Source organism: Pseudoalteromonas sp. US3C1013 (assembly GCF_048401115.1).
GTDB lineage: Bacteria > Pseudomonadota > Gammaproteobacteria > Enterobacterales > Alteromonadaceae > Pseudoalteromonas > Pseudoalteromonas undina.
Genome location: NZ_CP183075.1, coordinates 404,788 through 430,885, shown reverse-complemented (window position 1 = coordinate 430,885; position 26,098 = coordinate 404,788). Strand labels below are relative to the sequence as shown.

The 26,098-nt window shown below is 40.3% G+C and carries 23 protein-coding genes; 11 read left to right on the top strand and 12 right to left on the bottom strand.

Going from position 1 to position 26,098, the window contains the following annotated elements; translation table 11 throughout:
- Positions 1–8: 8 nt before the first annotated feature.
- The 6 genes from ACNSN2_RS02005 to ACNSN2_RS01980 form a co-directional block, all read right to left on the bottom strand.
- Positions 9–1,283 (bottom strand): hypothetical protein, encoded by a 1,275-nt coding sequence (locus ACNSN2_RS02005; protein ID WP_418608390.1) that lies wholly within the window; start codon positions 1,281–1,283, stop codon positions 9–11.
- A gap of 159 nt (positions 1,284–1,442) precedes the next feature.
- A complete protein-coding gene (locus ACNSN2_RS02000; protein WP_418608388.1) occupies positions 1,443–1,640 on the bottom strand; it encodes an integrase in 198 nt (65 codons plus the stop codon).
- Positions 1,641–1,713: 73 nt separating this feature from the next.
- On the bottom strand, positions 1,714–4,605 hold the full coding sequence (gcvP, locus tag ACNSN2_RS01995; protein ID WP_418608386.1) for an aminomethyl-transferring glycine dehydrogenase: 2,892 nt from the start codon (positions 4,603–4,605) through the stop codon (positions 1,714–1,716).
- Between the two features lie 152 nt (positions 4,606–4,757).
- Positions 4,758–5,147: a glycine cleavage system protein GcvH gene (gcvH, locus tag ACNSN2_RS01990; RefSeq protein ID WP_008112430.1), complete on the bottom strand. Its 390-nt coding sequence runs from the start codon at positions 5,145–5,147 to the stop codon at positions 4,758–4,760.
- Positions 5,148–5,223: 76 nt separating this feature from the next.
- Positions 5,224–6,306, bottom strand: coding sequence for a glycine cleavage system aminomethyltransferase GcvT (gcvT, locus tag ACNSN2_RS01985; RefSeq protein WP_008112433.1), 1,083 nt, complete (start codon positions 6,304–6,306; stop codon positions 5,224–5,226).
- A 119-nt stretch (positions 6,307–6,425) separates the two neighbouring features.
- Entirely contained in the window at positions 6,426–7,025 is a 600-nt protein-coding gene (locus ACNSN2_RS01980; protein WP_008465326.1) for a hypothetical protein, read from the bottom strand.
- Positions 7,026–7,151: 126 nt separating this feature from the next.
- Here ACNSN2_RS01980 and ACNSN2_RS01975 point away from each other — a divergent pair, with 126 nt between their 5' ends.
- Together ACNSN2_RS01975 and ACNSN2_RS01970 are read left to right on the top strand one after the other, a co-directional pair.
- Positions 7,152–8,009, top strand: coding sequence for a LysR family transcriptional regulator (locus ACNSN2_RS01975; protein ID WP_008465324.1), 858 nt, complete (start codon positions 7,152–7,154; stop codon positions 8,007–8,009).
- A gap of 243 nt (positions 8,010–8,252) precedes the next feature.
- Positions 8,253–10,409 carry a TonB-dependent receptor family protein gene (locus ACNSN2_RS01970; protein ID WP_010390740.1) on the top strand — a complete coding sequence of 719 codons (2,157 nt, stop codon included), beginning with the start codon at positions 8,253–8,255 and terminating at the stop codon, positions 10,407–10,409.
- An 82-nt stretch (positions 10,410–10,491) separates the two neighbouring features.
- On the opposite strand, the gene rlmB is transcribed toward ACNSN2_RS01970, so the two are convergent.
- The 3 genes from rlmB to ACNSN2_RS01955 all read right to left on the bottom strand — a co-directional run bounded on the left by rlmB (position 10,492) and on the right by ACNSN2_RS01955 (position 14,634).
- A complete protein-coding gene (gene rlmB, locus ACNSN2_RS01965; RefSeq protein ID WP_008112440.1) occupies positions 10,492–11,235 on the bottom strand; it encodes a 23S rRNA (guanosine(2251)-2'-O)-methyltransferase RlmB in 744 nt (247 codons plus the stop codon).
- The gene (gene rnr / locus ACNSN2_RS01960) at positions 11,232–13,691 is read right to left on the bottom strand and encodes a ribonuclease R (RefSeq protein ID WP_076919906.1); all 2,460 of its coding nucleotides are present in this window, start codon (positions 13,689–13,691) and stop codon (positions 11,232–11,234) included. The genes rlmB and rnr overlap by 4 nt, the downstream gene beginning before the upstream one ends.
- 208 nt (positions 13,692–13,899) lie before the next feature.
- Positions 13,900–14,634: an enoyl-CoA hydratase/isomerase family protein gene (locus ACNSN2_RS01955; RefSeq protein WP_075170546.1), complete on the bottom strand. Its 735-nt coding sequence runs from the start codon at positions 14,632–14,634 to the stop codon at positions 13,900–13,902.
- Positions 14,635–14,857: 223 nt separating this feature from the next.
- Between ACNSN2_RS01955 and ACNSN2_RS01950 the strand changes: the two genes are divergently transcribed.
- The 4 genes from ACNSN2_RS01950 to queG all read left to right on the top strand — a co-directional run bounded on the left by ACNSN2_RS01950 (position 14,858) and on the right by queG (position 19,164).
- A complete protein-coding gene (locus ACNSN2_RS01950) occupies positions 14,858–15,724 on the top strand; it encodes a DMT family transporter (RefSeq protein ID WP_418608380.1) in 867 nt (288 codons plus the stop codon).
- The gene (locus tag ACNSN2_RS01945) at positions 15,721–16,425 is read left to right on the top strand and encodes a glycerophosphodiester phosphodiesterase (RefSeq protein WP_418608378.1); all 705 of its coding nucleotides are present in this window, start codon (positions 15,721–15,723) and stop codon (positions 16,423–16,425) included. The genes ACNSN2_RS01950 and ACNSN2_RS01945 overlap by 4 nt, the downstream gene beginning before the upstream one ends.
- Before the next feature lie 58 nt (positions 16,426–16,483).
- A complete protein-coding gene (locus ACNSN2_RS01940) occupies positions 16,484–17,704 on the top strand; it encodes a methyl-accepting chemotaxis protein (protein ID WP_021033114.1) in 1,221 nt (406 codons plus the stop codon).
- A gap of 326 nt (positions 17,705–18,030) precedes the next feature.
- Positions 18,031–19,164 (top strand): tRNA epoxyqueuosine(34) reductase QueG, encoded by a 1,134-nt coding sequence (gene queG / locus ACNSN2_RS01935; protein WP_054202384.1) that lies wholly within the window; start codon positions 18,031–18,033, stop codon positions 19,162–19,164.
- A gap of 263 nt (positions 19,165–19,427) precedes the next feature.
- Here queG and ACNSN2_RS01930 read toward each other — a convergent pair whose 3' ends face one another.
- From ACNSN2_RS01930 to ACNSN2_RS01920, 3 genes are all read right to left on the bottom strand, one after another.
- On the bottom strand, positions 19,428–20,555 hold the full coding sequence (locus tag ACNSN2_RS01930; RefSeq protein WP_010390732.1) for a response regulator: 1,128 nt from the start codon (positions 20,553–20,555) through the stop codon (positions 19,428–19,430).
- A 45-nt stretch (positions 20,556–20,600) separates the two neighbouring features.
- Positions 20,601–22,595, bottom strand: coding sequence for an ATP-binding protein (locus ACNSN2_RS01925; protein WP_418608374.1), 1,995 nt, complete (start codon positions 22,593–22,595; stop codon positions 20,601–20,603).
- A 111-nt stretch (positions 22,596–22,706) separates the two neighbouring features.
- Positions 22,707–23,195 (bottom strand): GNAT family N-acetyltransferase, encoded by a 489-nt coding sequence (locus ACNSN2_RS01920; protein WP_041709196.1) that lies wholly within the window; start codon positions 23,193–23,195, stop codon positions 22,707–22,709.
- Between the two features lie 88 nt (positions 23,196–23,283).
- On the opposite strand from ACNSN2_RS01920, the gene ACNSN2_RS01915 reads away from it, so the two are divergent.
- The 5 genes from ACNSN2_RS01915 (at position 23,284) to ACNSN2_RS01895 (ending at position 25,995) form a co-directional block, all read left to right on the top strand.
- Positions 23,284–23,853 (top strand): glutathione peroxidase, encoded by a 570-nt coding sequence (locus ACNSN2_RS01915; protein WP_010390729.1) that lies wholly within the window; start codon positions 23,284–23,286, stop codon positions 23,851–23,853.
- A 75-nt stretch (positions 23,854–23,928) separates the two neighbouring features.
- A complete protein-coding gene (locus ACNSN2_RS01910) occupies positions 23,929–24,210 on the top strand; it encodes a peptidylprolyl isomerase (RefSeq protein ID WP_008114778.1) in 282 nt (93 codons plus the stop codon).
- Between the two features lie 69 nt (positions 24,211–24,279).
- Entirely contained in the window at positions 24,280–24,864 is a 585-nt protein-coding gene (locus ACNSN2_RS01905; RefSeq protein ID WP_008114780.1) for a glutathione S-transferase family protein, read from the top strand.
- Positions 24,865–24,875: 11 nt separating this feature from the next.
- Positions 24,876–25,226, top strand: coding sequence for a DUF2750 domain-containing protein (locus ACNSN2_RS01900; RefSeq protein ID WP_008114782.1), 351 nt, complete (start codon positions 24,876–24,878; stop codon positions 25,224–25,226).
- An 88-nt stretch (positions 25,227–25,314) separates the two neighbouring features.
- Positions 25,315–25,995: a hypothetical protein gene (locus ACNSN2_RS01895; RefSeq protein WP_418608370.1), complete on the top strand. Its 681-nt coding sequence runs from the start codon at positions 25,315–25,317 to the stop codon at positions 25,993–25,995.
- Positions 25,996–26,098 lie beyond the last annotated feature (103 nt).

Below are 26,098 nucleotides of genomic sequence, written 5' to 3'. Positions count from 1 at the left end.
TTCAAAGCCTATACAATATCGTCAAAAGCTAAAAAACAATCGTCAAATAAAGATAAAACGATACCTTTTAGACTATGACGATCATTGATGCGAATTTTGTACGTTTTTTTCCAGTCACTTATTTGTTTTTCAGTAATACTAACTATTTCTTCAACTATCTGATCTAGCTCTTCTTCCGAGTATTTCTTCGTATGATCCAGTGATAGCAGCTCTATAAATTCTTCACCGATTTCGAAAACTTTATATCTTAGCGATACATATTCTCTTCCAAATTCAGCACCAGTAATGCGTTTTGAATTTGTGGCCTGCCGACTTAATCGTTTTAAAGTTTTTTTGGTGATTACATCAGAAACTGCTTTGTATTTATCTTTCAAATTCCGAAAATCTTCATTCTCTAAAGTGTCAAATGCTTTCCAAGCAGGGTCTGTAGGTTTATCACCTTCAATATTACTGCCAACTTTTAAGAAAATATTTTCAATATCAGAGGGGTTAATAAAGCGACCCATTTTACTTTTACTAAATTGCCTTTTTTCAAGAAGCCCTCTACATGCCTGCAATATTAATTCTTCTTTTCCCTTATGATGTGTTATTGAATAATAACTTTGACATTCTTTAATTTTATCAACAGCTACGCTATCTAAATACTCATCAGATTCATCAAATACCCATTCTATTTGTGACAAAAATGACTGAAATCGCTCATCGCTCCATTTCGAGACTTTTGAATAAAAACCTGAGTATCCCTCAATATCACCATTTTCATCCAAAACCTTATATTGGTTACGGTATTCCTCTAAAAAAAGTGCTTTTGAAACTTTTATTTCTTCGTCAGTCAACTCACGATCGTTAACTATTCTTTGTAAAATAGAAAATTCTTTTTCTTTTTTCACACTAGTTACATCAATACCAGATTCAGATAAAAACTCTTTTTTAATTTTTTCTTTTCCTATTTTAGCGCAACAATAAACGGAAAATTTGAGTGCTCTTTCATCCTCTAGAAACTTTAAGTGCTGATCTACAAAAGCAACAAGTGTATTTTTGATCGCGTGGCTATTGAAGCTAATAGCTTTAGAATAAGACTTATTTTCCTCTAACTTATATTCCGCTCCATTAGAGGACTCATGAATTAGTAAAGAATCTTCTATAAACTCTACGGCACAGTATACTGGCTCACCACGGAATTCTTTTATGTAGTCAAGTATACGAATTACAGCACGATTCTTTTGAAAATAAAGGCCCTTCCCTGAGGTATTAACAGCCTCTCTGTTTGTTGTTTCTACCATAACATCCATTTATTCTTATATTTGTAGCTACTACAGGCGATAATTGAGCGATTCCCATTGGCAATAACCCTAAAACAAAAAAGTAAGACTTTAACTTACCATATTTTTAATTATTTATTAATTGGATAAAGTAACTAAAATTCAAACTCCGACTTAAATTCAAAGCAAACCACTACCGCCCTCAGCAGAAGGATGCGTTGCTTCATAAACTTCGGATAGTTCTTTACGACTAACATGCGTGTAAAGTTGTGTTATGAGGATACTGGTATGACCCAGCATTTGAATGTGGCGTAAATCAGCGCCATTACACAAAGTATGCGTTACAATGTTTAAACACACACAAAAAAGCCGTTGCATTGCTGCAACGGCTTTTATTATTTCGATAAATCACACTCTACAGTGGAACTTACTACCCATTAAAGTTCAAAAATTAGTCGCGGTATGTCTCAATCGGAGGACATGCACATACTAAATTACGGTCGCCATATACGTCATCGATACGCGTAACCGTTGGCCAGAACTTGTCTTTAGCTACTGCTGGTACTGGGAAGGCAGCGTAAAAACGATCATACGCGCGGTCCCATTCATTACCTAACACATCAGCTTGTGTGTGCGGTGCAAATACCAATGGGTTGTTTTCGATAGACCATTCACCAGAAATGATTTTATCAATTTCACCTTTAATCGATACCATCGCTTCGATAAAACGGTCAATCTCGCCCTTAGACTCAGATTCAGTTGGCTCAATCATTAATGTGCCCGCTACTGGGAACGACATTGTTGGTGAGTGGAAACCATAATCTTGTAAGCGCTTAGCAACGTCCATTTCAGTAATGCCTGAGGCTTCTTTTAATGGGCGTAGGTCAATAATACATTCGTGAGCAACGCGATTGTTACGGCCACGGTATAAAATTGGGAAGTGCTTGCTAAGCTCATTGCTTAGGTAGTTAGCATTTACAATCGCCATTTCTGTCGCTTGCTTTAAGCCCTCAGAGCCCATCATGGCAATGTAAGCCCATGAAATAGGTAAAATAGCTGCAGAGCCGTAAGGCGCTGCCGATACTGCACCATTTCCTTCATTAGTACCTGGTACGTTAATTACGCTGTGGTTTGGCATAAATGGCGCAAGGTGCGATTTAACACCAATTGGGCCAACACCTGGGCCACCGCCGCCGTGTGGAATACAGAAGGTTTTGTGTAAGTTTAAGTGCGATACGTCTGAGCCAATAAAGCCTGGGCTAGTAACACCTACTTGCGCGTTCATGTTTGCGCCATCCATGTAAACTTGGCCACCATGCTGGTGAACAATTTCACATAACTCACGAATCGTTTCTTCGTATACACCGTGGGTAGATGGGTACGTTACCATGGCACATGATAGATTTTCAGAGACTTCTTCAGCTTTCGCTTTTAGGTCTTCCATGTCGATGTTGCCGTTTTTATCACAGTTAACAACCACAATTTTCATGCTGGCCATTTGTGCCGACGCTGGGTTAGTACCGTGTGCAGAACTTGGAATTAAACATACGTTACGGTGTGCATCCCCTCGTGATTCGTGGTATTTACGAATAGCGATTAAGCCTGCGTATTCACCTTGTGCACCTGAATTTGGTTGCAATGAAACCGCGTCGTAACCGGTAATGTTAACTAGCCAATCGTGTAGTTCGTTAATCATTACTTGATAACCTTCTGCTTGGTCTAGCGGGCAGAATGGGTGAAGGTTTGCAAATTCAGGCCAGGTAACTGGGATCATTTCAGCGGTCGCGTTTAGTTTCATGGTACATGAGCCTAACGAGATCATAGAATGATTAAGCGCTAAATCTTTGTTTTCAAGGCGCTTAATATAGCGAAGCATGTCTGTTTCGCTGTGGTAGCTGTTAAAGTTTGGATGCGTTAGTATTTCATCATCACGCACTAGGCTTGCAGGAATAGAGTCACTGCCATTTGCTTCAACATCAGCGGCAATCGCATCTACACTTAGGCCATGGCCTTCGCCTAAAATAATATCAAATAACTCAGCAACGTCTGCACGGGTTGTGGTTTCTGATACTGAAATTGAATATTCATCCGCATGGTTAGTAGCAAAGTTAACACCTTTAGCTACAGCACGCGCAATCACGTCGGCTTTGTTTTCATCAACCACTGTTAATGTGTCAAACCAAGTAGTGTGCTTAAGTGCCACACCTTTTGCTTTTAAGCCAGTTGCTAAAATATCAGCAAAACGGTGAATGCGTTGTGCAATGGTTTTTAAGCCTTGCGGGCCATGGTATACCGCGTAAAACGCAGCCATGTTCGCTAGCAATACTTGCGCAGTACAAATGTTTGAGTTGGCTTTGTCGCGGCGAATATGTTGCTCGCGGGTTTGCATTGCCATACGTAATGCATCGTTACCTAAACGGTCTTTTGATACACCAATAATACGACCTGGTAATGAACGTTTGTATGCATCACGTGTTGCAAAAAATGCGGCATGAGGACCGCCGTAACCCATAGGTACACCAAAACGTTGTGCTGAACCCAGTACTACGTCGGCGCCTAATTTACCTGGTGCTTTTAATAGTAATAAGCTCATGATATCGGCAGCTACACAGGCAATCGCTTTTTTGCTTTGTACGCCAGCTATTAGGTCTGTTATGTCAACAATTTCGCCTGATGTTGACGGGTATTGGAATAACGCACCAAAAATATCGTGGTTCACAGCATCGGCGGCTTTACCTACAATAATTTCAAAACCAAATTGCTCTGCACGGGTGCTCACTACGTCAATGGTTTGCGTGTGTACGTCGTCGGCAATAAAGAACGCATTGGCTTTTTTAGCTTTAGATACACGTTTTGCAAGGCCCATAGCCTCGGCTGCAGCAGTTGATTCGTCAAGCAGTGAGGCACTTGCTAAATCTAGGCCAGTAATATCTAGGGTCATAGTCTGGAAATTTAATAATGACTCTAAACGCCCTTGTGCAATCTCTGGCTGATACGGTGTGTACGCTGTATACCAACCCGGGTTTTCAAGTACGTTACGTAAAATTACGTGCGGTACGTGAGTTGGGTGGTAGCCTTGGCCAATATACGATTTGAAAACTTTATTTTTGCTTGCTACTGATTTTAAGTAGCTTAGTGTTTCAACTTCGGTGCGGCTTTCGCCGATATTAAGACCTTGCTCAAGACGAATACCAGCAGGTACAGTTTGACCGATCAGCTCTTCAACGCTCGATACTTCAAGAGCGCTAAGCATGTCGTTTACTTGCGCTGGGCTTGGCCCAATATGGCGGCGAATAAAATCTTGCTTTTGCTCTAATTGTTCAAGAGATTTGGCGTTTGACATGTGTCCAGATTCCTATGATCCAAATACTAATGGGTAACTAGTATTGATTAAAATATGTGATGATTTAGCTGCTTACTTTGTATGGAAAAATAAGCGCTTTAATCATAAAAGCCCCAATGTTTTAACATAGAGGGGCTTTTATTAATTAACGATTAGTCTTCGTCAATTGTATGCGCGTAACCTTCAGCGTCTAATAAGTTATCTAACTCAGACTCTTCTGACGCTTTAATGCGGAATAACCAACCGTCGCCGTATGCGTCGTTGTTTACTGTTTCAGGCGCATCTTCTAGCTCTTCGTTAATAGCAACAATTTCACCACTGATTGGCGCGTAAATGTCTGATGCCGCTTTTACTGACTCTGCTACTGCACAGTCTTCGCCAGCATCTACTTCGTCGCCTACTTCTGGTAATTCAACAAATACCATGTCGCCAAGCAGCTCTTGCGCATGCTCAGAAATACCAACAGTGTAAGTGCCGTCGCCTTCGTTACGAACCCACTCATGTGAAGGTGCGTATTTTAACTCGCTAGGGATATTGCTCATTTTTTTCATCCTTTGGTTTAGATTGGGAGAATACCAATAAATGAGGGTGACCTATTTATTGGTATAACCAAATTATTTAGATTATTGATTTACCGTTACGTACAAAGCCCGACTTAACTACTTTTACGTTAACTAATTTTTTACGCATTTCTACTTGAGCTGTGTCGCCGGTTGAACGTGGCACACGTGCTAATGCAACACTATAGCCCAATGTTGGTGAGAATGTGCCAGATGTAATAACACCTTCGCCACCATCAACAATTACTTTAGAACCACTGCGTAGTACGCCTTTTTCTTCAAGAATAAGACCTACTTGCTTGTGAGTACTTTTTTCTGCACGTTGTTTTACCAAAACATCACGACCAATAAAGTCACGATCTTCTGGTTCCCATGCAATAGTCCATGCCATGTTAGCTGCCAGTGGTGATACGCTTTCGTCCATATCTAGGCCGTAAAGGTTCATACCTGCTTCTAAACGTAGTGTGTCGCGCGCGCCTAAGCCCGCAGGCGCCACACCGGCATCAAGCAGTTGCTGCCATAAATCGGCTGCTTGCTCGTTTGGTACTACAATTTCGTAACCGTCTTCGCCAGTATAACCTGTTGTAGCAATAAATAAATCACCGGCTTGAACACCAAAAAATGGCTTCATGCCTTCTACTGCAGCTTGCTGGTCTGCGTTTAATACCTGGGCTGTTTTAGCACGTGCATTAGGGCCTTGAACCGCAATCATGGCGTATTCTGGTCTCTCAGTAACCGTTACAGCAAAATCACTCGACACCTTAGCTAAATGTGCTAAATCTTTTTCACGGGTCGCTGAGTTAACCACTAAGCGATAAAATGTTTCGCTAAAGTAGTAAATAATTAAGTCGTCGATTACGCCGCCTTGCTCGTTAAGCATGCCAGTGTAAAGCGCTTTGCCTGGTACGGTTAACTTAGCAACATCATTAGCCACTAGCTTGCGTAAAAACGCTTGTGCTTGCTCACCTTGAATATCAACAATGGTCATGTGTGATACGTCGAACATACCAGCATCGTTACGTACGGCGTTGTGTTCTTCTATTTGTGAGCCGTAGTTAATTGGCATTTCCCAGCCATGAAAATCAACCATTTTTGCGCCGGCTTCAAGGTGCTTTGCATGTAATACTGTTTTAGAAGTCATAATATTCCTTCACTTTTAAATTAACCCATGTGTGTGGGCGTGGCCTCAATTAAATGAGGGGGAATAACATGGTAGCCATTAATAAGCCTACCAAATTGTAATCTTTAACTTTTTACCCGTTAGGCTGCTTGAGTGTTGGTAACACTAAAGCCCTGTTGCTGCATATACTGTTGCCACTTATCAAGCGTGGCCGTTTTAGCAATAACAATAAACTGCTGTTCGTTGTTTTGATCTACTGCAGTAACAAACACGTCTCCACTTTGCGCGCCATAGCAAAGCTGCGCGTCAGCAAGGCGTAACCCTGGGGTTAGTTTAAATGCCTCAACTAAGGTATCAAATGCATTGTCGCCTTTTAAAGTAAAGGTCGCTAAGTCGGTGCGTACCACAAAGTCTATATCGTATCTAAGCTGTTGCTCGTTAATGAGCGCTTGTAATTGCAGGCTAGCATTAACTGGAAGTACAAATCGAAAGGCGGTTTCGCTAAAGTAGTAAACGGCGTAGCTAAAATCAGAATTTAAATCGCCATCCAGTGTGCCTTTAAAGCCAAAGCCACTAGCGGTAAGTTTGGTGAGGTCATGACCTAAAATAGCACTTAAAAATACCGATGCTTCACTACCACTAAAGTCAATAACAACGTGACTGCTATCGGCTTGTAAGGCATTAATAACCGCGCTGTTAGCGTTGCTATGGCGGGCAAACATAATCGGGTTAAAAGTCATAACAAATACCTATCAATCTTTAATAGCAAAAGTATATTGCGCAAGCCTTACAACAACAAATTGTAATTACTTATCAATTGATAAATAATACTTATATATATAGCCATATAAATAGTAATTTTAAATATGAAAAATATTTCAACCGACAGTTTACGAACTTTTGTTATGGTGGTTGAGGTTGGTGGATTTGCCAAAGCAGGCGATTTACTTGGCCTTTCGCAACCTGCGGTGAGCTTACAAGTAAAACGCTTAGAAGACTTACTCGGCTATAAATTATTTAAAAAGCAGGGGCAACGACAAGTGCTCAACCAATATGGCGAGTTATTACTGCCGATGGCAAAGCAAATGGTGCAGCATAACGATGCCATTTTGCAGTTGTTCACCTCAGAAAGTGTAACCGGTAAAGTGCGCTTGGGGATCCCTAGCGAATTTGCCGCGCGTATTTTGCCCTCCATTATTGGCGATTTTGTGGCGCTCTACCCCGAGGTATCACTTGAAGTAAAATCACGTTTAAGTAAACACCTACTCTCTGATGAGCGCCAAGATCAATTTGATTTAGTGTTAGCGCTTAACGAGCAACTTGACTCAGAAAAATTCCCTATTTTTATTCAAGACCAATTAGTGTGGGTGGGCGACCTATCACTGGCACAAAATGAAACGGTAACCTTAGTGACCGCGCCTGAGGGCTGTATTTACCGACGCAGAGCAACTCAGGCGCTTGAAAAAGCAGGCATTAAATATCGTATTGTTTACAGTAATGCCGATTTAACCGGTTTAATTGCCGCATTAAAAGAAGGCTTAGGTATAACAGTGCTCGCAAAAAGTACCGTACCTAACGATTTAGCCTATCACTTACACACTAAACATTTACCTGCGCTTGGTAGCATAGGTATTAGTTTAGTAAAAACCGCCAGCGAACCTGAAAACGCGGTATTTAAACTCGCCGAATTTATTAAGCTGCGCTTAGGCTATCCCACTGCTTAAATAACCTGAACTCTGGATAATAAATCTATCCCACACAGAGTTCAGGTTAAATTAACCGCCACCAGCCAATACATTATCCTAGTTTTATAAGATTAGAATAAACACTTAGTTAAAAATGTTATAAAAATAGCGTGTTTTTACGGCAAATGTAAATATAACTAAAACTTAATAATATTGATTCTCATTCGTTAACATGTTTAAATTACGCCAATTTTAGTAGTTGAACTATTTTTAGGGTAATCAATGTCACATAAATTTTTAGTTTCCTCGTTAACTGCAGCCGTAGCGCTGTCTTTAAGTGCTACAGCAATGGCAAAAGATGCCGGCGGCGTTGAACGCAACTTTGAACAAATTACCGTTATTGGCTCACAAGCAGCAATTAACGATATTCCAGGATCGGCTACATTTATCTCTGATGAAGAATTGCAAAAATTCGAATTTACCGATATTTCTCGCGTATTAGCATCTGTACCAGGTGTATACGTTCAAGAAGAAGATGGCTATGGTCTGCGTCCTAACATTGGTATGCGTGGCACAGGTACTGGCCGTAACGATAAAATTTCAGTAATGGAAGACGGCGTACTCGTTGCACCGGCTCCTTATTCTGCACCATCGGCTTATTACTTCCCAACTATGGGTCGTATGGAATCAATTGAAGTATTAAAAGGTGCTGCCTCAGTTAAATATGGCCCGCGCACTACCGGTGGTGTATTAAATTTACTTTCTCGCAGCTTACCAACTGAAGCAAATAGCTCTATGGGTATGGTTGACGCGGCACTTGGTAGCGATGGTTACTATAAAGGTCACGCTTACTTCGCTAAAGAAAAAAATAACACAGCGGGCTTAATTGAAGTGTTTTCTTACGGCGCTGATGGTTTTAAAGAATTACCAGTAGGCGATGACAATACTGGTTTTGAAAAAAATGACGTACTGGTAAAATTTGGCCATACCTTTGGTGAAAACGATGCCCACAACATTGAGTTTAAAGCTAAGTACTCTGAAGAAACATCAGACGAAACGTACATGGGCTTAACTAACGCCGATTACCAAGAAAATCCTAACCGTCGTTATGCGGCATCGCAAAATGATGAGATGAACACCCGTCATAATGCATACCAAGTAAACTATGCATACCGCTTTGGTGAAGGTTACGAATTTTTAGCAACCGCTTATCTAAATGACTTCCACCGTAACTGGTACAAAGCCAGTAAAGTAAGCGAAAGCTACCTTGAGCAATACAGTGAATTTGAAGCAAACCCAACGGCTGAAGGCATCGAAAACATAGGTGTTAAAGCTAATAACCGCGACTACCAAGCCAAAGGCGTGCAGTCTGAATTACACATTCCAGCGGGCGATCACTACATTACGGTTGGCGTACGTTACCACGAAGATGAAATGGATCGTTTCCAGTGGGAAGACAAATACACGCTTAATCAAGATTTAAGCATGACTCTTACTTCGCAAGGCGCACCTGGCTCTAATAGCAATCGCTTAGACAGCGCAAAAGCAAGCACCCTATTTATTCAAGACGAATGGACAATGGATGCATTAGTTGTGAGTGCAGGTCTGCGTTATGAAGACATTACTATTACCCGTGAAGAATGGGCTAAATCAGATCCAACTCGTAGCCAAGGCTTAACGAAAGATATTTCAAACGATACTGAAATTTTAGTACCGTCTTTAGGTGCTACTTACACACTTAACGACAACGTAACGTTACTTGCAGGCATTCAAAAAGGTTATGCACCCGCAGCGCCAGGCAATGCTGACCAAGACGAAGAAGAAAGCGTCAACATTGAGTTTGGTTCTCGTTTTAATGCAAACGGCTTTAACGGTGAAGTGATTGCATTCTACTCTGATTACGACAACATGCATGGTAACTGTACCGCATCAGTAGGTTGTAGCGACGACAACATTGGCGACCAATACAACTACGGTGAAGTAGAAGTATCAGGCTTTGAATTTAGCGCTGGTCGTACGTTTAATACTGCATCAGTAGCGTTCCCAGTTAAACTGACTTACACCTACACTGATTCAGAGTTTAAAAACACATTTGATTCAGAAATTTGGGGCTCTGTAGAAAAAGGCGATGCAATGCCTTACGTACCAGAAAACCAAGTTGCTTTATCGTTTGGTGCCGAAGTGAATAACTTTGTTGTTAACAGCCAAATACGTTACGTATCGGATGCACATGCTGACCTTTCTGACTCAGGCTTAAATGCGATTGATAGCCGTGTTGTATGGGATTTAGCTGCTAAGTACTTAATTGATGAAAATCAAAAAGTATACCTAAGCGTTGATAACTTATTTGATAAAACCTACATTGCTAATCGCGCAAATGGCGGTATTCAACCTGGTAAGCCACGCTCAGTACAAATGGGTTACTCTTACAGCTTTTAATAAAGCGCTAACTTAAAAGTACAAAAAAGCCGAGATTGATAATCAATCTCGGCTTTTTAATGCCTATGTGATTAGCTTAGGCTTAATTTGTTTCTGCGCGCTGGCGTAACACTTCAAATAAACAAATGCCGGTTGCTACCGATACATTTAAACTTGAAACCGTGCCTGCCATTGGGATTTTAACGAGCACATCACAATGCTCACGCGTTAAGCGGCGCATGCCCTCGCCTTCAGCACCCATCACAATCGCCATTGGGCCTGTTAAGCTGGCATCAAATACATGTGTGTCGGTTTCACCGGCAGTACCTACAACCCAAACACCCGCGTCTTTTATTTCACGCAATGTACGTGCAAGGTTAGTTACCTGAATAAGCGGTACCGTTTCTGCTGCGCCACAGGCTACTTTACGTGCTGTGCCATTAAGCTTTGCTGATTTGTCTTTAGGAACAATCACCGCATGTACGCCCGCTGCATCGGCACTACGTAAGCAAGCACCTAAATTATGCGGATCGGTAATGCCATCAAGCACCAGTAAAAATGGCGTGTCTTCGCGTTCAATGATCTCATCGAGATCTTTCTCATTAAACACTCGCGCCGCTTTTACGTTGGCAATAATGCCTTGATGCTGTTCATCTTTCGCTTTGTTATCAAGCGCTTTTCGTTGCATAAACTGTACTGAAATACCAAACTGACGCGCTTGCTCAATCACAGGCGATAAACGCTTATCATCACGTCCCTTAAGGGCGTATATTTCTATAAAGCGCTCTGGCTCTTTTGCTAAAATTGCTTCAACAGAGTGAAAGCCAAAAATTAATTCATTACTCACGAATTGTTTGCTCCTGGGCTACTACGTTTACGGGCATTTTTACCTGGTCTTTTAGGCTTTTTGACCGCTTTCTTTTTGGTTTTTTTCTTCGCGGTGGTGTCATCCGCTTTTACTTTAGACTTACCCGCTGCCTTAGTTTTACTTGCAGGCTTTTTTCCACCTTTTGGTTTTTTACTGTCGCTTGCTGACTTTTTACCCGGTATTTTACCGGCTTTAAGTTGCGAGCGAACGCTTGCTGGGGCATTCTTTTTTGGCGCACGACGACGCGCATAACGATCTTGAGCCACATCGCCTTTAAGCGTTAAGTTAATTCGGCGATCATCTAAGCTTACCGAGGCAACTTGTACAGTTACTTTATCGCCTAAACGATAAACCGTATGTGTGTGTTCACCCACCAAGCAATGTTTAGCCGCATCATGTTGGAAGTATTCATCACCTAAATTGGTAACATGAATTAATCCATCAATTTGCAAATCATCTAAACGAATAAATAAACCAAAATTAGTAACCGATGAAATAACCCCGTTAAACTCCGTGCCTACATGATCTTGCATGTATTCACATTTTAGCCAATCAGCTACTTCACGGGTGGCATCGTCTGCACGGCGCTCAGTGGTAGAACACTGCTCACCAAGTTGATCGACTTCATCATCGCTGTAAGCGTATTCACCTGAGGTTTGTTGACCTTGCGCTTTTAATACCGCTTTAATTGCACGGTGTACCACTAAATCTGGGTAACGGCGAATTGGCGAGGTAAAGTGTGCGTAGGCCGATAATGCTAAACCAAAGTGACCTATGTTATCTGGCTGATATACCGCTTGCTTCATTGAGCGCAGTAGCATAGTTTGAATAAGCTCAGCTTCAGGACGGTCCCCTAAGCGAGCCAACACATGAGTGATTTCTTTCGGGGTGGGTTCATCGCTTAGCGTGCTCTCAATACCCAACTCAGTTAAAAACTGAGTAAAGTTACCCAGTTTTTCGCTATCAGGTTCATCATGCACCCTAAATAACGCACTTGCTTCGTGTTTCTCAAGTAATTTAGCCGCCGATACATTGGCTAAAATCATACATTCTTCAATCAGCTTGTGCGCATCGTTACGAATAACTGGCACAATAGATTCTATTTTACGCTGTGCGTTAAATACAAAACGGGTTTCGAGTGTTTCAAATTCAATTGCACCACGCTCTTGGCGTGCTGCTTTTAATGCCATGTACATTTGCTGTAAGTCAGTTAAATGTGGCACTACAGCTGCGTATTCTTTACGGAGCTTTTCGTCATTTTGTAAAATGGCATTTACTTTGGTGTAGGTTAAACGAGCATGCGAATTCATTAGTGCTTCGTAAAACTTATAGCCCGACAGCTTACCCTCTTGCGATACGGTCATTTCTGCAACCATACACAGGCGATCAACCTCAGGGTTAAGCGAACACAAACCGTTAGACAATACTTTTGGCAGCATTGGAATAACTTGCTCAGGGAAATACACTGAATTACCGCGCTCTATCGCTTCTTTGTTAAGCGGCGTGTTCATACCTACATAATGGGATACATCGGCAATGGCTACCCATAAACGCCAGCCACCTGATTTTTTAGGTTCACAATAAACAGCGTCATCAAAGTCGCGAGCGTCTTCGCCATCAATAGTGACAAGTGGTAAGCCGCGTAAATCAACACGGCCTTGCTTATCGGCTTCTTCAACAAATTCACCTAAGTGGGCAACTTGCTGCTCAACTTCTTCAGGCCACACGTGTGGAATATCGTGATTACGCAGCGCAACTTCAATTTCCATACCCGGCGCTAAATGCTCGCCCAGTACGTCAATCACTTTACCTACCGCATTCATATTGCGGCTTGGATTTTGAGTTATTTGCACTTGCACCATTTGGTTGTGGCGTGCGCCTTTTTCGTTACCCGGTAAAATAATAATATCTTGGGTAATGCGCGGATCTTCAGCAACCACCACAGCAATACCATGCTCAACAAAATAGCGGCCAACAATAGGCGCTCGCTCATTAGTAAGCACTTTAATAATACGGGCATCGCATTTTGAGCCTGAACCACGCTTAGTGCCTTTCGCAAGAACAATGTCGCCATGTAGCACCATATTCATTTGATGCTTGGCAATAAACCAGTCTTTGCTCTCGCCTTCAACTTCTAAAAAGCCAAAACCGTCTCTGTGACCGACAACTTTGCCTTTGGTTAAACCGGCTTCGTCAATCAGGGCATAACATTTAAATTTATTAAAATACAATTGCCCGTCGCGCTCCATGGCACGAAGTCGGCGCTTAAATGCTATTTGTCGTTCTTCATCATTGACTGCGAGTTCTTCACATAACTGTGTGTAGTTAGCAGGTTTTGAACGCTCTTGAAGGTGAGTAAGTATAAACTCACGACTAGGGACTGGGTTTTCGTACTTTTCTTGTTCTCGACTGAGATTTGGATCTTGGTTTGACATTCACTATCTTGTTAGTTGGTTATGTAAGCATTTTAACTCATATACTCGAAATGAGACAGGTAAAAGCCATTAAACTTTTAATAAAGCGTTATTAGCTTTTGCATTTTGTAGCAATGTAGCTAAATAACACTTAACACCTACTTAATTAATGCACATGAAAGTGAGTAAATTAACTGTAGTTATGTTTACTCACTTTTATAAAAACAGCTTACTTTTGCTGTAGTTTCTTCCACAATAGCGTGCTGATGTTTTCAATAAAAGCCGAGTCTTGTGCAGCCATAACATCGAGTATTGGTTTGTTCATTTGGGTTTTGTTTTGAGCGTATATCCAACGATTTTTATTAAAGCTTTGCGCAAACTCTAACACACCCGCTTGCAAGGCTTGCTCATCAGCAAAAATCGCTTCTACCACATTTTGTTGTAGCAGTTTATGCGCATCAACACGCTCGCCGGTCATAGCTAAGCGGTTAAAAAATTGCGGATTAATCGCTTTATTAATAATCGGAAACATAGACGGTACAAACGGTACCAGTACATCAACTTCAGGAAAGCAGAAAAAGCCTTTGTCCGATTTCATAAACCGAAAATCACAGGCACATGCTAACACCGAGCCATTACCATAAGTGTGACCGTTTAATGCAGCAATGATAGGCATAGGAAATGTCACTATACGTTTAAATAACTGCCCTATCGAATTCATAAAATCAGCAATAACTGTAGGCGTGTTATCTGAACTGGCCATCCACTGTAAATCAATTCCCAATGACCAGCTTTTATCGCTGCTTGAGGTTAATACTACGGCGTTAATATCGCCATTGGCTTCTATGCTATCTAAGTGTTGATTAAGTTCAGCTATAAAACTAGGGTTATGGCGGTTTTCAGCGGTATTCATGGTAAGTATTGCCACGTTTTGCTCAGTGGTAATCTTTATTAATGCGGTCATTCGAGCCTCTTTGAGTGCATTTAGCTGCGCTTTTAGCACTTTTCGTTACTTTTATAGTTATAAACAGCATAGTAACGCGTAGTTTTGATTTTACAATCGCTATTACACTTAAAAAATTAATCCCCTAAATAATTGCATATTAATTATTAAGGCTTTTAAAAATTTCATCTTAAGTAATTAATAGTAATGTTAAACTGCATTAAAAGCAGCGCAAGGAAACGTCATGCAGTCCCAACAACAAAGCTTAATTTACTTACACATTGCCGTCCTTTTATTTGGCGGTACCGCCTTATTCGCAAAGCTAATTGGTTTAAATGCATTAGATATTACCGCTTATCGCGCGGCTATTGCTGGGGTGGCAATTTGTGTGCTACTAATTTTGCAAAAAAAACCAATTAAGCTGCATCACGCCAAAGATTATATGATTGCCATTTTATTAGGCGTTGCCGTAGGTATTCACTGGGTAACCTACTTTGCAGGCATGCAATTGGCGGGAATTACCGTGGGCATGTTAGCTTTTTTTACCTATCCCGTGATCACGGTATTTTTAGAGCCTCTATTTAATAAAAGTAAGCCCAAAACAAAAGATATAATAAGCGCTATAGTGGTGATTATTGGCATTTATTTATTGATCCCTAACGTTAATTTAGGCGATGACATCACTTTAGGCGTTGTGACGGGGGTGGTATCAGCATTGTTTTTTGCTATTCGTAATATTACCCATAAACGCTACTTTAGCGAGTATGGTGGACCGCAAACCATGTTTTATCAAACGTTAGTGGCAAGCCTGATGCTATGTGCTTTTATTGAAGTACCCATAACACAAATTAATGATACTGATTTAATATTGCTGCTTATCGCCGGTGTGGTGTTTACTGCGATGCCGCATTCGTTATTTGCAGCGAGTTTAAAAAATTTATCAGCAGCGACCGCTGGATTGATTTCTTGCTTACAGCCCCTTTATGGCACAATACTGGCTATAATTATTTTGCACGAACGCCCCTCAGTGATGACCCTGATTGGTGGTGCACTGATTGTTAGTGCTGCGTGCTTTGAAACTTGGTCAATCTCACGGAAAAAGCAGCCATGAAAATATTTGCTCATAGAGGCACAAGCACACACTTTCCTGAAAATACACATAGCGCCATTATGGCGGCGTTAAAAGCAAATGTAGATGGCATTGAGGTTGATGTACAAAGCGCACTTGATGACTACGTGATTATTCATGATACCTATCTAGATAGAACTACTAATGGTAAAGGTAAAGTGTGCGACCTAAACGCTCAGCAAATTCAACAATTTGATGCGGGAAACGGTGAGCAAGTGCCTACCTTACAACAACTAATTGACTGGAATAGCAACCAAACCTTACTTAATTTAGAGCTAAAACATACTTTTGAACTAGAAAAGTTTGCTGCGCAACTAGAAATGAATATTACTGCAAATAAGATATCAGCAGACAATATTTTAGTTTCATCATTTAATCATCATCAACTACACTGGCTAAAGAACCGCTTGCCTTGGCTTAAAATTGGCGCACTTACTGCATCAATTCCATTGCAGTATGCGAAGTTTGCTGAAGACTTACAGGCCTTTAGCATTCATGTTGACAAAAACTTTATGAACAAGTCGTTTGTTGACGATGCCAAACTGCGCGGCTTACAGGTGTTTGCCTACACCGTAGATGAAGTTGAAGATATTAAACTGATGCTTGCCTGTGGTGTTGATGGCATTTTTACTAACGACCCTGAACGAACTAAGCATTTTTTGGCGCAATTAAATGAACTATAACTAATTATTTAATTGCTATTTATGCTATAAAAACAATAATTTAGTAGGTCACTATTTAATGAGTAGCTACATGCGTATTTATAATTTTTTAGAACAAACTCTATTTTTTACTTTAACCCGAAAAATAGTGGGTAATTTAAGCTTTGTATTTTTATTTCAAGCTATTACATTATTTTGGTTACACAGTAGCCTCTCTGAAAATCAACAAAGCACAGGGCTATTTTGGGCATTAACCCTGCTGATTGTTGCCGGTTTTATATTTACTATTTTTTATATGCGCTTTTTAATTGTGCGCCCGGTAAAAGCCATGCGCGATACGTTGATTAATATTAATCAACAAGATGCCAACTTAGCTGCCAAACTTCCTCATTTTACTTTTGATGAATTTAGAGATTTAAGTGAACAATATAATCAGTTTACTACGCATTTAAACAGCTTATTAAGTACGACCTACAGCAGCGCTCAAGAAAGCGTGCAAAGTAATAGCCAAGTAACGCAATCAATGCAGCACACAGAGCAGCTAAGCGAACAGCAAATTAACTTAAGCCACACCATAATTAATGCCAGCAACCAAATTACCCAAAGCCTACAAGATATAGTAAGTAACACTGATAGCGTACATCAGGTAAATAATGAACATCTTAGTTTTGTTAAGCTCTCTGCGAGCGAACTGTCAAAACTGGTTGAACAGGTGAGACTTATTAATGAAATGCTGGGTAGTTTTTCTAAAACGATTGCAGGCTTAAAAGAGAATAGTGAAAACATTCGTAGCATTTTAAAAATGGTAGAAGAGTTTTCTGATCAAACTAATTTATTAGCGCTTAATGCGGCAATTGAAGCAGCGCGCGCCGGAGAAGCTGGGCGAGGTTTTGCCGTGGTTGCCGATGAAGTTCGCACCCTATCGGTTAAAGTAAGTGATGCAACCCGCCAAATTAGTGATTTTATTACTCAAATGAATGAGCTGGTTAATGAAACCAATAAAGAGTCTCAGCAGTTAATTAGTCACTCTAATAACGCACAAGCTGCAATCAACGATACCTCAGAAGGTTTTGGAAAAATGCTCAATGAATTTGAGCATAATCAGCAGCAATTACAGCAAATAGCTAACGCAGTTCATTTACTTGAAGATACACAAAATCAAACCCATGAATCGGTTGAACAAATTGTGGCGCTTGGCGAACAAGCAAAACAACAAATAGACACCGCATTGCATGACTCTGAGCAATCACAAAAACTAAGTCAACAAACCCAACAACAGTTAAAGCGTTTTGTAGGCTAGGGTCTGCTGATCTTTCAAGGTTAAATTTGCAGCAGTCTGTTTGGTATTTAGGCAAGGCAGGGCCTATGTGGTGTGGTTATTCCCCATAAATAGGCGATAACGCAGCATCAATGCCAAACAGGCGCTGCCCGAAGGGTTCTGCCTAGGGGCAATTAACTCTTTGTTGCTCGGTTTTTACTTAGCCCACTAGGTTACAAACCTCGCGCCGCGATTAAATCGCCCCTAGTTTGAACAAATTTCAATCCGCAAAGGTCAACAGACCCTAGTTTTACCCAAGCCGCGATTATGCTAAATTACGCGGCTTATAATATAACTGTGTGAAGCATGTGAGCGACGTCAATCTAAATTATGAACAGCTAGCCCAGCAAATAAAGCTATGGGGTCAAGAACTTGGCTTTAGTGAAGTGGGTATTACTGACATTGATTTAACTAAGCATGAAGCACAGCTGCAGCGATGGCTTGATGCGGGTTTTCATGGCTCAATGGATTATATGGCAGCCCATGGTATGAAGCGTGCTCGCCCTAATGAGCTAGTACCCGGAACACAGCGGGTTATTTCAGTTAAAATGAATTACCTCCCACCTGATTCAGGCTTTGCCAAAAACCTTAAAAATACCGAAAAAGCCTATATCAGCCGATATGCCCTTGGCCGTGACTATCATAAGTTGATGCGCAACCGAATCAAACAGTTAGGTAAAAAAATTGAACAACATGTGGGTGACTATAGCTTTAGGCCTTTTGTTGATTCAGCCCCTGTACTTGAACGTCAACTCGCTGAAAAAGCGGGATTAGGCTGGCGCGGAAAGCATTCTTTATTAATAAATAAAGAGGCGGGTTCTTGGTTCTTTTTAGGTGAGCTTTTTGTCGACTTACCTTTACCTATTGATAACGAAAACACTTTTGAGGGCTGCGGCAAATGCGTTGCCTGCATAACACTATGCCCCACTGGTGCTATTGTAGAACCTTATGTGGTTGATGCGCGTAAGTGCATTTCGTATTTAACTATAGAGCATCAAGGTGCTATTCCTGAGCAATACAGAACATTAATGGGAAATCGCATTTATGGCTGTGACGATTGCCAATTGGTATGCCCATGGAACCGCTACGGAAAAATTACTGATGAGGCTGACTTTCATCCTCGTACACAATTAAAAAACAAAGATTTACTCGAGTTATTTGCTTGGGATGAAACTACCTTTTTAAAAAATACCGAGGGCAGTCCAATCCGCCGCATTGGCCATGAACGTTGGCTACGAAATATAGCCGTTGGCTTAGGTAACGCAGATTTTAGCCCGGCAATTATTGCTGCACTCGAAGATAAGCGCCAAGCTGTAAGTGACTTGGTGGGTGAACATATAAATTGGGCACTCGCCCAGCAACACGATAAACAAAGACAAAAGTTGCGTAAAACGGCACGGCTAATTCGTATTGTTGAAAAAGGCTTACCCAGAGACGCATAAGCCTTTTACCTTTTTATGTAATCACTTTCTCTGTGAACTATTAGCTCTCTTTGCGCATAATTTACTAACATCTAATTTAACACAGAGAAGAGAATGAGGAGTAAATGAGAAACCACTATTAAAGTACAGCTCTTAGTTAACCTGTTACTCATACCTTTCGTTTTTAACCTTTAAAAGACGCGACATAAAGTCGCTGCTACAAGTTCTTTGCCTAATCGTAGTAAGGAATTTACCCCCCGTCTCGCAGCCCGTAGCCCGCACCTTTAGCCTTTCAACAATAAAGCGAGATCTTGCTCTATCTCTGCGAACGCTTTTTTAACCTGATCAACAGATTCTTGGCGTGCCACCGAATTTTGAATCGTTTCGTCGACCTTTTTGTAAATAAACACTTCCTGGTCTTCATCGAGTCCCATGGTTGGGATCCGCTCTTCTAACTCCTCTTGAAGTTGTTTAAATACTTTTTCGTTATTTATCCGGCTGTCGTTGAGCAATCCAATTAAACTATGAAATTTACTGTGAACAGTACTCGCCACTTTGTTTAATCGCTCTTGCTGCGAAACCAACATTTTCTTAGTAGTAATAGCGCGCAATTGCTGTTCGGTTACACTTACAATAAAACAAATATGATCACGTATACGCCCATGCTTCTGCTCATCTTGTTCTGGCATATTCAAAATCAATAAACTGACAAACTCGTAATTAACCAAAATACGATGAGAAAACTCATGTAACCTACCTTTGTTTTTAAGCATTTCAAATAACTCAATCACAATCGGCGAACACACACCGTTTAAAGCAAAGTGCGATTTGGTGTCGTTACATCTAAATTCAATATTACTTTGTAGACCAAATGTCTGTAAGCACTCCACTAATGCCTTACCTAACTCCTCTACATCGTTGATAAAACCGATATTTTCAATATAGTTAACTATCTGACCCATTTCACTGCTATTTGCCATAGCATTAAAAGCGGTTGAGGTTGCTTCTTTTACTTGCTTTTCAAGCTGTTGTTTTTCTATTAATACTTGATTTAACTTATTCAGCTTTTGCTTAAGCTCATCGTGCCCAAACGGTTTTACAATATAGTCTTCAGCACCTACTGAATAACCTTCCATACGTTCCTCAACGGTCCCCCTTGCCGATACAAACATCACTATAATATCTTGTGTTTTAGGGTTGGCTTTGAGCTCTTTACATACTTCGTAACCATTCATTTTTGGCATGCTTACATCAAGTAAGATAACCTGCGGCATATACTCTTCAACCATGCTCAAGCATTCCGGGCCACTCGAAGCCAGCTTAAGTTCAAAATCTAATTCCTCTAGGATTTCTTCTATTATTTCGAGGTTAAATGGTTCATCGTCGACTGCAAGAATTTTAGTTAAAGCCATAATTTTTCGTCCATATAAATCGTGTTCATTAAAACAATTCGGTTATTAGCTACTATTTTTCACTAATTGCTCATCGGCTAAATATTCATCGAGGTTTATTTCCAAAGGAACCTGAATGCTAATGGTTGCCCCACCAAGTTCGTTATTACAGGCTTTTATAGTTCCTTGATGTAAAGAAACAAATTCACGGCACAGCGTAAGTCCTAATCCTGTTCCCCCTGCGCCACTATTTGTTTTGCTACTTTGCACAAATTTTTGAAAAACAGTTTCAAGCTCGTCTTCTGGTATGCCTATTCCGCTATCTATTACTTCAATATTTGCACACCCACTGTCTGTTTCCAATGCAACTTCGATAGTGCTATGTTCTTCGCTAAATTTTAATGCATTACTCAATACGTTTCTAAGTACCTGATTAATTTGCTCTTCATCGCATTGCGCTATAACAGGCGGCTTATCTGATTTAAATGCAATTTTAATATCTTTTTCTATGGCAATTCCGGACACATCATCAATACTTGTTTTAACAATAGTCGTTAAATCGCATGCTCGCGGGTTAAATGGGAATTTACCTACATCTAATTTCGACAAATCGAGTAAATTGTTAAGTAAAGAAAGCAGCCTTTGTCCACTTGATTCAATTCGGGTTAAGTATTTTAAAAGTTTATCTTTACTAAAATCATCATCTTGAAGCTTACTGAGACCAAAGCGTGCAAAACTTAGTATAGAATGCATAGGGGTTCTAAGCTCATGTGACATATTAGCTAAAAACTCTGATTTACTTAAATTAGCTGCTTCAGCAATGTTTTTCGCATGCTCAAGTTGCGAAGTCCGCGCTCTTACCTGCTCTTCTAGAAGGTCTTTGGCCTCAAGTAATAAATCTTCTTTTTGTTTTAAATGGGTTACGTTTTTAAAAATAACCGCTAATGCTATCTCACCATGATGATCAATTTCATTAAATGAGCCGACAAGTGGAATTTTACTGCCATCTTTATTGACTAGGTGTAAGTCGCAACTAAATTGCCGATTACTGTTTAAAGTCGATATTTTATCTTTTATTGCCTTTACTGAATCGTCATCTAAAAAGTGAAATAACGAGTGAGCAATGAGCTTTTTAAACGGTAAATTAAACAGCTTTAAGCACGCGTCGTTAGCCTCTACTATTTTGCCTTTACGTTCAAAAAGTAAGATTGGATCGGGAGTATTTTTAAAAATCACTTGCAGCAAACTGTCTTTTTCAATAAGTACATCGACTGTATCTTGTAGCCTTTCAACTAGCTCTGCGTTATGACGTTTTAGCAATTCGGTTTGCCACAACTTATGTACTGCTTGTAATAAAACGTTGTCATCGAGTGGCTTAATTAAAACGTCTTCAACACCTTGGCGAATTGCTTCAATCATAGAAACCTGAGCAGGACGCGAGGTTAATAATAAGCAGCGGCTATGCGGCTGTATCTGCTTAAGGCTGGTAAATATATCTAAGCCAAGCCCTTCTTTTAAACTAAAATCACTAATTAAAATATCAATCATTCTGAGTTTAGCAATATTAAGTGCCTCATCATGATTCGTAGCTGTGTATACCTCTATATGTGCACCCACTAAACTACTTTTTAGCATTTCTAAACGCTCACTAACATGATCAACCAACAAAATTGTAGGCAGTTTAAAAATATGATCAGGTCCTATTTCTAATAGCTCTTCAATAAATGAAGTGATTTCTTTATTAGAAAAAAATGGATAAATAATAGTGGCATCTGGAACAAGCTCGTTTAATTTACCAAATGCATCAAGCAATTCACCACTTTCAGCCTTGGGAGCTAAAAGTAAAAATGATTGTCGGGTCGCTTGTTTTACCAACGAAGCAACCAGATTTGTTGGTGTCCCTTGTGAAAAGGCAAGCATATCGTACGCATCTATGTTGCTGCTTTGATCAAACATAGAATAATGAACTAATTCAACTTCACAACCAATTAGCTCAAGCAGTACTTTTAAGCGCATAGCAATCATGCTACTGCTATCAATAATAAGTATTTTTTGCGCCATTTATGTACACTTTTAAGAATTAATTAAACACCTTTTCAGCATAGTATAGAATTTTTGGTTTGGCATAATCGTCTACATAAATGTAATTTTTGCTTGCCTATGGTTATGGGATTACATTAAATGCTTACCAAAAATAGTCAGGCTGTACAGCTGGTTATCCATCCTTGCAACATTGGGCAACTCTCCCCATACTGCAAAATCAAAATGCTTAAATAATTTAATGCTTGGTTCGTTATGGCTAAAAATAAACCCGAGTAACACTTCAATATCGAGCTTTTGTGCTTGTTGTTGTGCAAATTGCATCAACTTTTTACCCAACCCTTTTCCTTGGGCTGCTGATGTAATGTAGATGCTTAGTTCAACGGTGCCATCGTAAGCTGGGCGCCCATAAAACGATTTATAACTTACCCACGCTAGTACTTGGTCATTTTCGCAGTAAACAAAAATAGGTCTTTGAGCTGTATGGCTATCAAACCAAGGTTGTTTGTCAGCAACGGTTACTTCTTCGGTATCGGCGGTCACCATTCGACTAGGGATAGTTTCATTGTAAATGGCAACAATAGCAGTTAAATCATCAGGTTTTGCTAAACGTATAGTCATAGAAAATAAGTAAAATTGATCAATTTTGTCTATAGTAGCGTATGATAAGTTACATAAACACCCATCGAATCGCATTCAAGGTAACCGCATGATAAGAAAATTAATATTCGGATTAACACTGGCTCTCGGCTGTGTATCTGTAACCACCAATGCAGCAGACACTAATAGCCCTTCAGCAAAGACAGATACCTGCGATGACTTCACAAATGTGTCACTGAGAAAGCTTCGTTCAACCGAAACGCTTAATCTATGTGAATTTAAAAATAAGCCACTGTTGATTGTTAACACTGCCAGCAATTGCGGCTTTACTTCTCAGTTTGAAGGGCTAGAAACGCTATACAAAAAATATAAAGAGCAAGGCTTAGTGGTGCTCGGTTTTCCATCTGACGATTTTTTTCAAGAAGAAAATGACGAAAAAGATACGGCTAAAGTCTGTTATGTGAATTACGGCGTTACTTTCCCTATGTTAGCCACCAGCGCAGTGCGTGGCAGCGATGCCAACCCTATTTTCAAGCACTTAAATGCAAAAACTAGTTCACCTAACTGGAATTTTTATAAATACGTGGTTTCGGCAGATCGTCAATCAGTGACTCGCTTTAACAGCCGCGTCAAACCCGATTCAGCAAAATTAGAAAGCGCCATCAAAAGTGCATTTTAATTTTGTGTTTTCAGTTTAACCTTACTAAGATGTTGCTTAGTAGATAGAAAACTAAACTTATAAATAGGAGATTTTATGGCAGTAGCAAGTGCAAGGCACATACTCGTAGACAGTGAAGCACAATGTTTAGACCTTAAAGATAAAATTGAGCAAGGCGAAGACTTTGCTGAGCTAGCTAAATTGCACTCTAATTGCCCTTCAGGTCAAGATGGTGGCGCATTAGGTGAGTTTGGACCTGGTATGATGGTTCCTGAGTTTGATAAGGTGGTTTTTTCAGCGCCACTTAACCAAGTACAAGGTCCTGTTCAAACACAGTTTGGTTACCATTTATTAGAAGTAACCAGCCGCTCAGAGTAAGCAAATCGATTTATTAATAAAGCCGCATTAGCGGCTTTTTATTTATGTGGAGTTGGCAAAAGCCCCAATATGCAATTACTTGGCTCTATTTCTTCCCCTTATGTTCGCCGTGTCAGAATTTGGGCACAACAAAATAACTGTGAGCTTGAGTTTATAAATCTCGACATTTTTTCAAGCGATGACCGCTCTTTAATGATGTCGCACAACCCGGCAGCTAAAATCCCTATCTTAATTGATGGCTCGCTTAACTTAAGCGACTCAAACAATATACTGCGTTACTTACTTGAAAAAACACAGCAGAACCCGCTAACTTGGCCGCAAGAGCATTTTTTAACTAGCATCAACGCCTGTAACGATTCATTGGTTGAGTTATTGATATGTCAGCGCTCTGGGTTTGACACGCAAGCTGATAAACTATTTTTTAATCTGCAAAATGAGCGAATTGCGCAAACTTTAGACTATTTAAATGATCATTTAAACGATGATGAATTTAAAAGCTGTGAATGCCTCAACATCAGTTTATACTGCTTGCTAGATTGGATCTGCTTTCGTGAACTCACTGATTTTAGCGCGCAGCCGCAGTTAGTTAAGTTTTATGAAGCGTTTAGTCAGCGTCAAGCGGCTAAAAATACCAACCCTCGACTCAAATTTTAAAAGGTGAACACATGAGCGATATCGAAATTGAATCACAACTAGTTAGCTTTGTAGAAAAAGTACGTGTTAGTGAGCAGATCTGGGCACTAGGTGCACAAGATGGTGGCTTTGTTGTATGTGAATCAAATCAGTTTGACGACACCGATGTACTTTTACTGTGGGAATCAGAAGACGCAGCAAAAGAGCAATGTAAAGAAGAGTGGAAAGACTACAGTCCGGTAGAAATCAACCTAGATGAATTTTTAGATGATTGGGTTGAAGACCTTAAATCGGATGATGCTCTGGTTGGTTTAAATTGGAATGACGATCAAGTGTGCGTAGAAATTGAACCAGTTGGTTTAGCTCGCGCTTTAAGTGAATAAGTTTTAACTGTTTATTTGCTGGCACTACCCCAATTAACAACAACGATTAGTTGGGGTATAAAATAATAAAAACTGTCAAGGTACTGCGTTGAAAACCCATCTTGGTCGTCGTCCATTCTCAGCTATGGAGCTGCATACGCTCTATACCGGATATATTTATAGTGATACTCGGCTTGCCCGCGAACAAGCTAAGCACTGGCACTTTTGGCTGCCTTTAATTGCGTACTACAGTGGCGCTTACAGTGATGAAATTGGCTATTTAACCCTAGATGACTTGGTGGTTGAAAATAGCATTCTCTGCTTTAGCTTTCATACTCATGGTAAAATTAAACCCCGTTTAATTCCTGTACATAACGCCCTTATTAAGGCCGGACTTAATGATTATTTAGCCTACGTAAAAGCGCAAAAACACACACGTTTACTGTTTGACCTCCCAGCAAAAACAGGACGCTACAGTGAAAAAGTACGCATTTGGTTTTCAGGCGAGGGCGAACGTGCGGGGTATTTGCAAAAATGTGCAATTCCTTCCGTGGATCAACTCGGAATGAAAACCGCGATTAGTAGTTTGCGGCTTAACTTTGAACAGCAAATTCGTATTTATGCCCTGCAAGCAGGCTCTAAAGACTGCTTCAATTACTTAATGGGCTTTAATGATTACCCCGATGATAACTTTAACGATATAGCCTTGTTAAATAAGGTGCTGCAACAGCTCCGGGTTATTAATTCCCACATTCATTGGCAGCGGTTTTTAGCACGAGATAGCCACTGACAAACTTTGTTACTCTTTTCCTTATTGTTGTTCGCTTACTCTAGCAAAAAAAGCTGTTAGGATGGAATGTACTCACTCTTCTAACAACAAAAATCTAGGGATA

Coding starts and splice junctions, on each gene's coding strand:
- ACNSN2_RS02005 (WP_418608390.1), bottom strand. CDS start 1,283: ATGGTAGAAACAACAAACAGAGAGGCTGTTAATACCTCAGGGAAGGGC.
- ACNSN2_RS02000 (WP_418608388.1), bottom strand. CDS start 1,640: ATGCAACGGCTTTTTTGTGTGTGTTTAAACATTGTAACGCATACTTTG.
- gcvP (WP_418608386.1), bottom strand. CDS start 4,605: ATGTCAAACGCCAAATCTCTTGAACAATTAGAGCAAAAGCAAGATTTT.
- gcvH (WP_008112430.1), bottom strand. CDS start 5,147: ATGAGCAATATCCCTAGCGAGTTAAAATACGCACCTTCACATGAGTGG.
- gcvT (WP_008112433.1), bottom strand. CDS start 6,306: ATGACTTCTAAAACAGTATTACATGCAAAGCACCTTGAAGCCGGCGCA.
- ACNSN2_RS01980 (WP_008465326.1), bottom strand. CDS start 7,025: ATGACTTTTAACCCGATTATGTTTGCCCGCCATAGCAACGCTAACAGC.
- ACNSN2_RS01975 (WP_008465324.1), top strand. CDS start 7,152: ATGAAAAATATTTCAACCGACAGTTTACGAACTTTTGTTATGGTGGTT.
- ACNSN2_RS01970 (WP_010390740.1), top strand. CDS start 8,253: ATGTCACATAAATTTTTAGTTTCCTCGTTAACTGCAGCCGTAGCGCTG.
- rnr (WP_076919906.1), bottom strand. CDS start 13,691: ATGTCAAACCAAGATCCAAATCTCAGTCGAGAACAAGAAAAGTACGAA.
- ACNSN2_RS01955 (WP_075170546.1), bottom strand. CDS start 14,634: ATGACCGCATTAATAAAGATTACCACTGAGCAAAACGTGGCAATACTT.
- ACNSN2_RS01950 (WP_418608380.1), top strand. CDS start 14,858: ATGCAGTCCCAACAACAAAGCTTAATTTACTTACACATTGCCGTCCTT.
- ACNSN2_RS01945 (WP_418608378.1), top strand. CDS start 15,721: ATGAAAATATTTGCTCATAGAGGCACAAGCACACACTTTCCTGAAAAT.
- ACNSN2_RS01940 (WP_021033114.1), top strand. CDS start 16,484: ATGAGTAGCTACATGCGTATTTATAATTTTTTAGAACAAACTCTATTT.
- ACNSN2_RS01930 (WP_010390732.1), bottom strand. CDS start 20,555: ATGGCTTTAACTAAAATTCTTGCAGTCGACGATGAACCATTTAACCTC.
- ACNSN2_RS01925 (WP_418608374.1), bottom strand. CDS start 22,595: ATGGCGCAAAAAATACTTATTATTGATAGCAGTAGCATGATTGCTATG.
- ACNSN2_RS01920 (WP_041709196.1), bottom strand. CDS start 23,195: ATGACTATACGTTTAGCAAAACCTGATGATTTAACTGCTATTGTTGCC.
- ACNSN2_RS01915 (WP_010390729.1), top strand. CDS start 23,284: ATGATAAGAAAATTAATATTCGGATTAACACTGGCTCTCGGCTGTGTA.
- ACNSN2_RS01910 (WP_008114778.1), top strand. CDS start 23,929: ATGGCAGTAGCAAGTGCAAGGCACATACTCGTAGACAGTGAAGCACAA.
- ACNSN2_RS01905 (WP_008114780.1), top strand. CDS start 24,280: ATGCAATTACTTGGCTCTATTTCTTCCCCTTATGTTCGCCGTGTCAGA.
- ACNSN2_RS01900 (WP_008114782.1), top strand. CDS start 24,876: ATGAGCGATATCGAAATTGAATCACAACTAGTTAGCTTTGTAGAAAAA.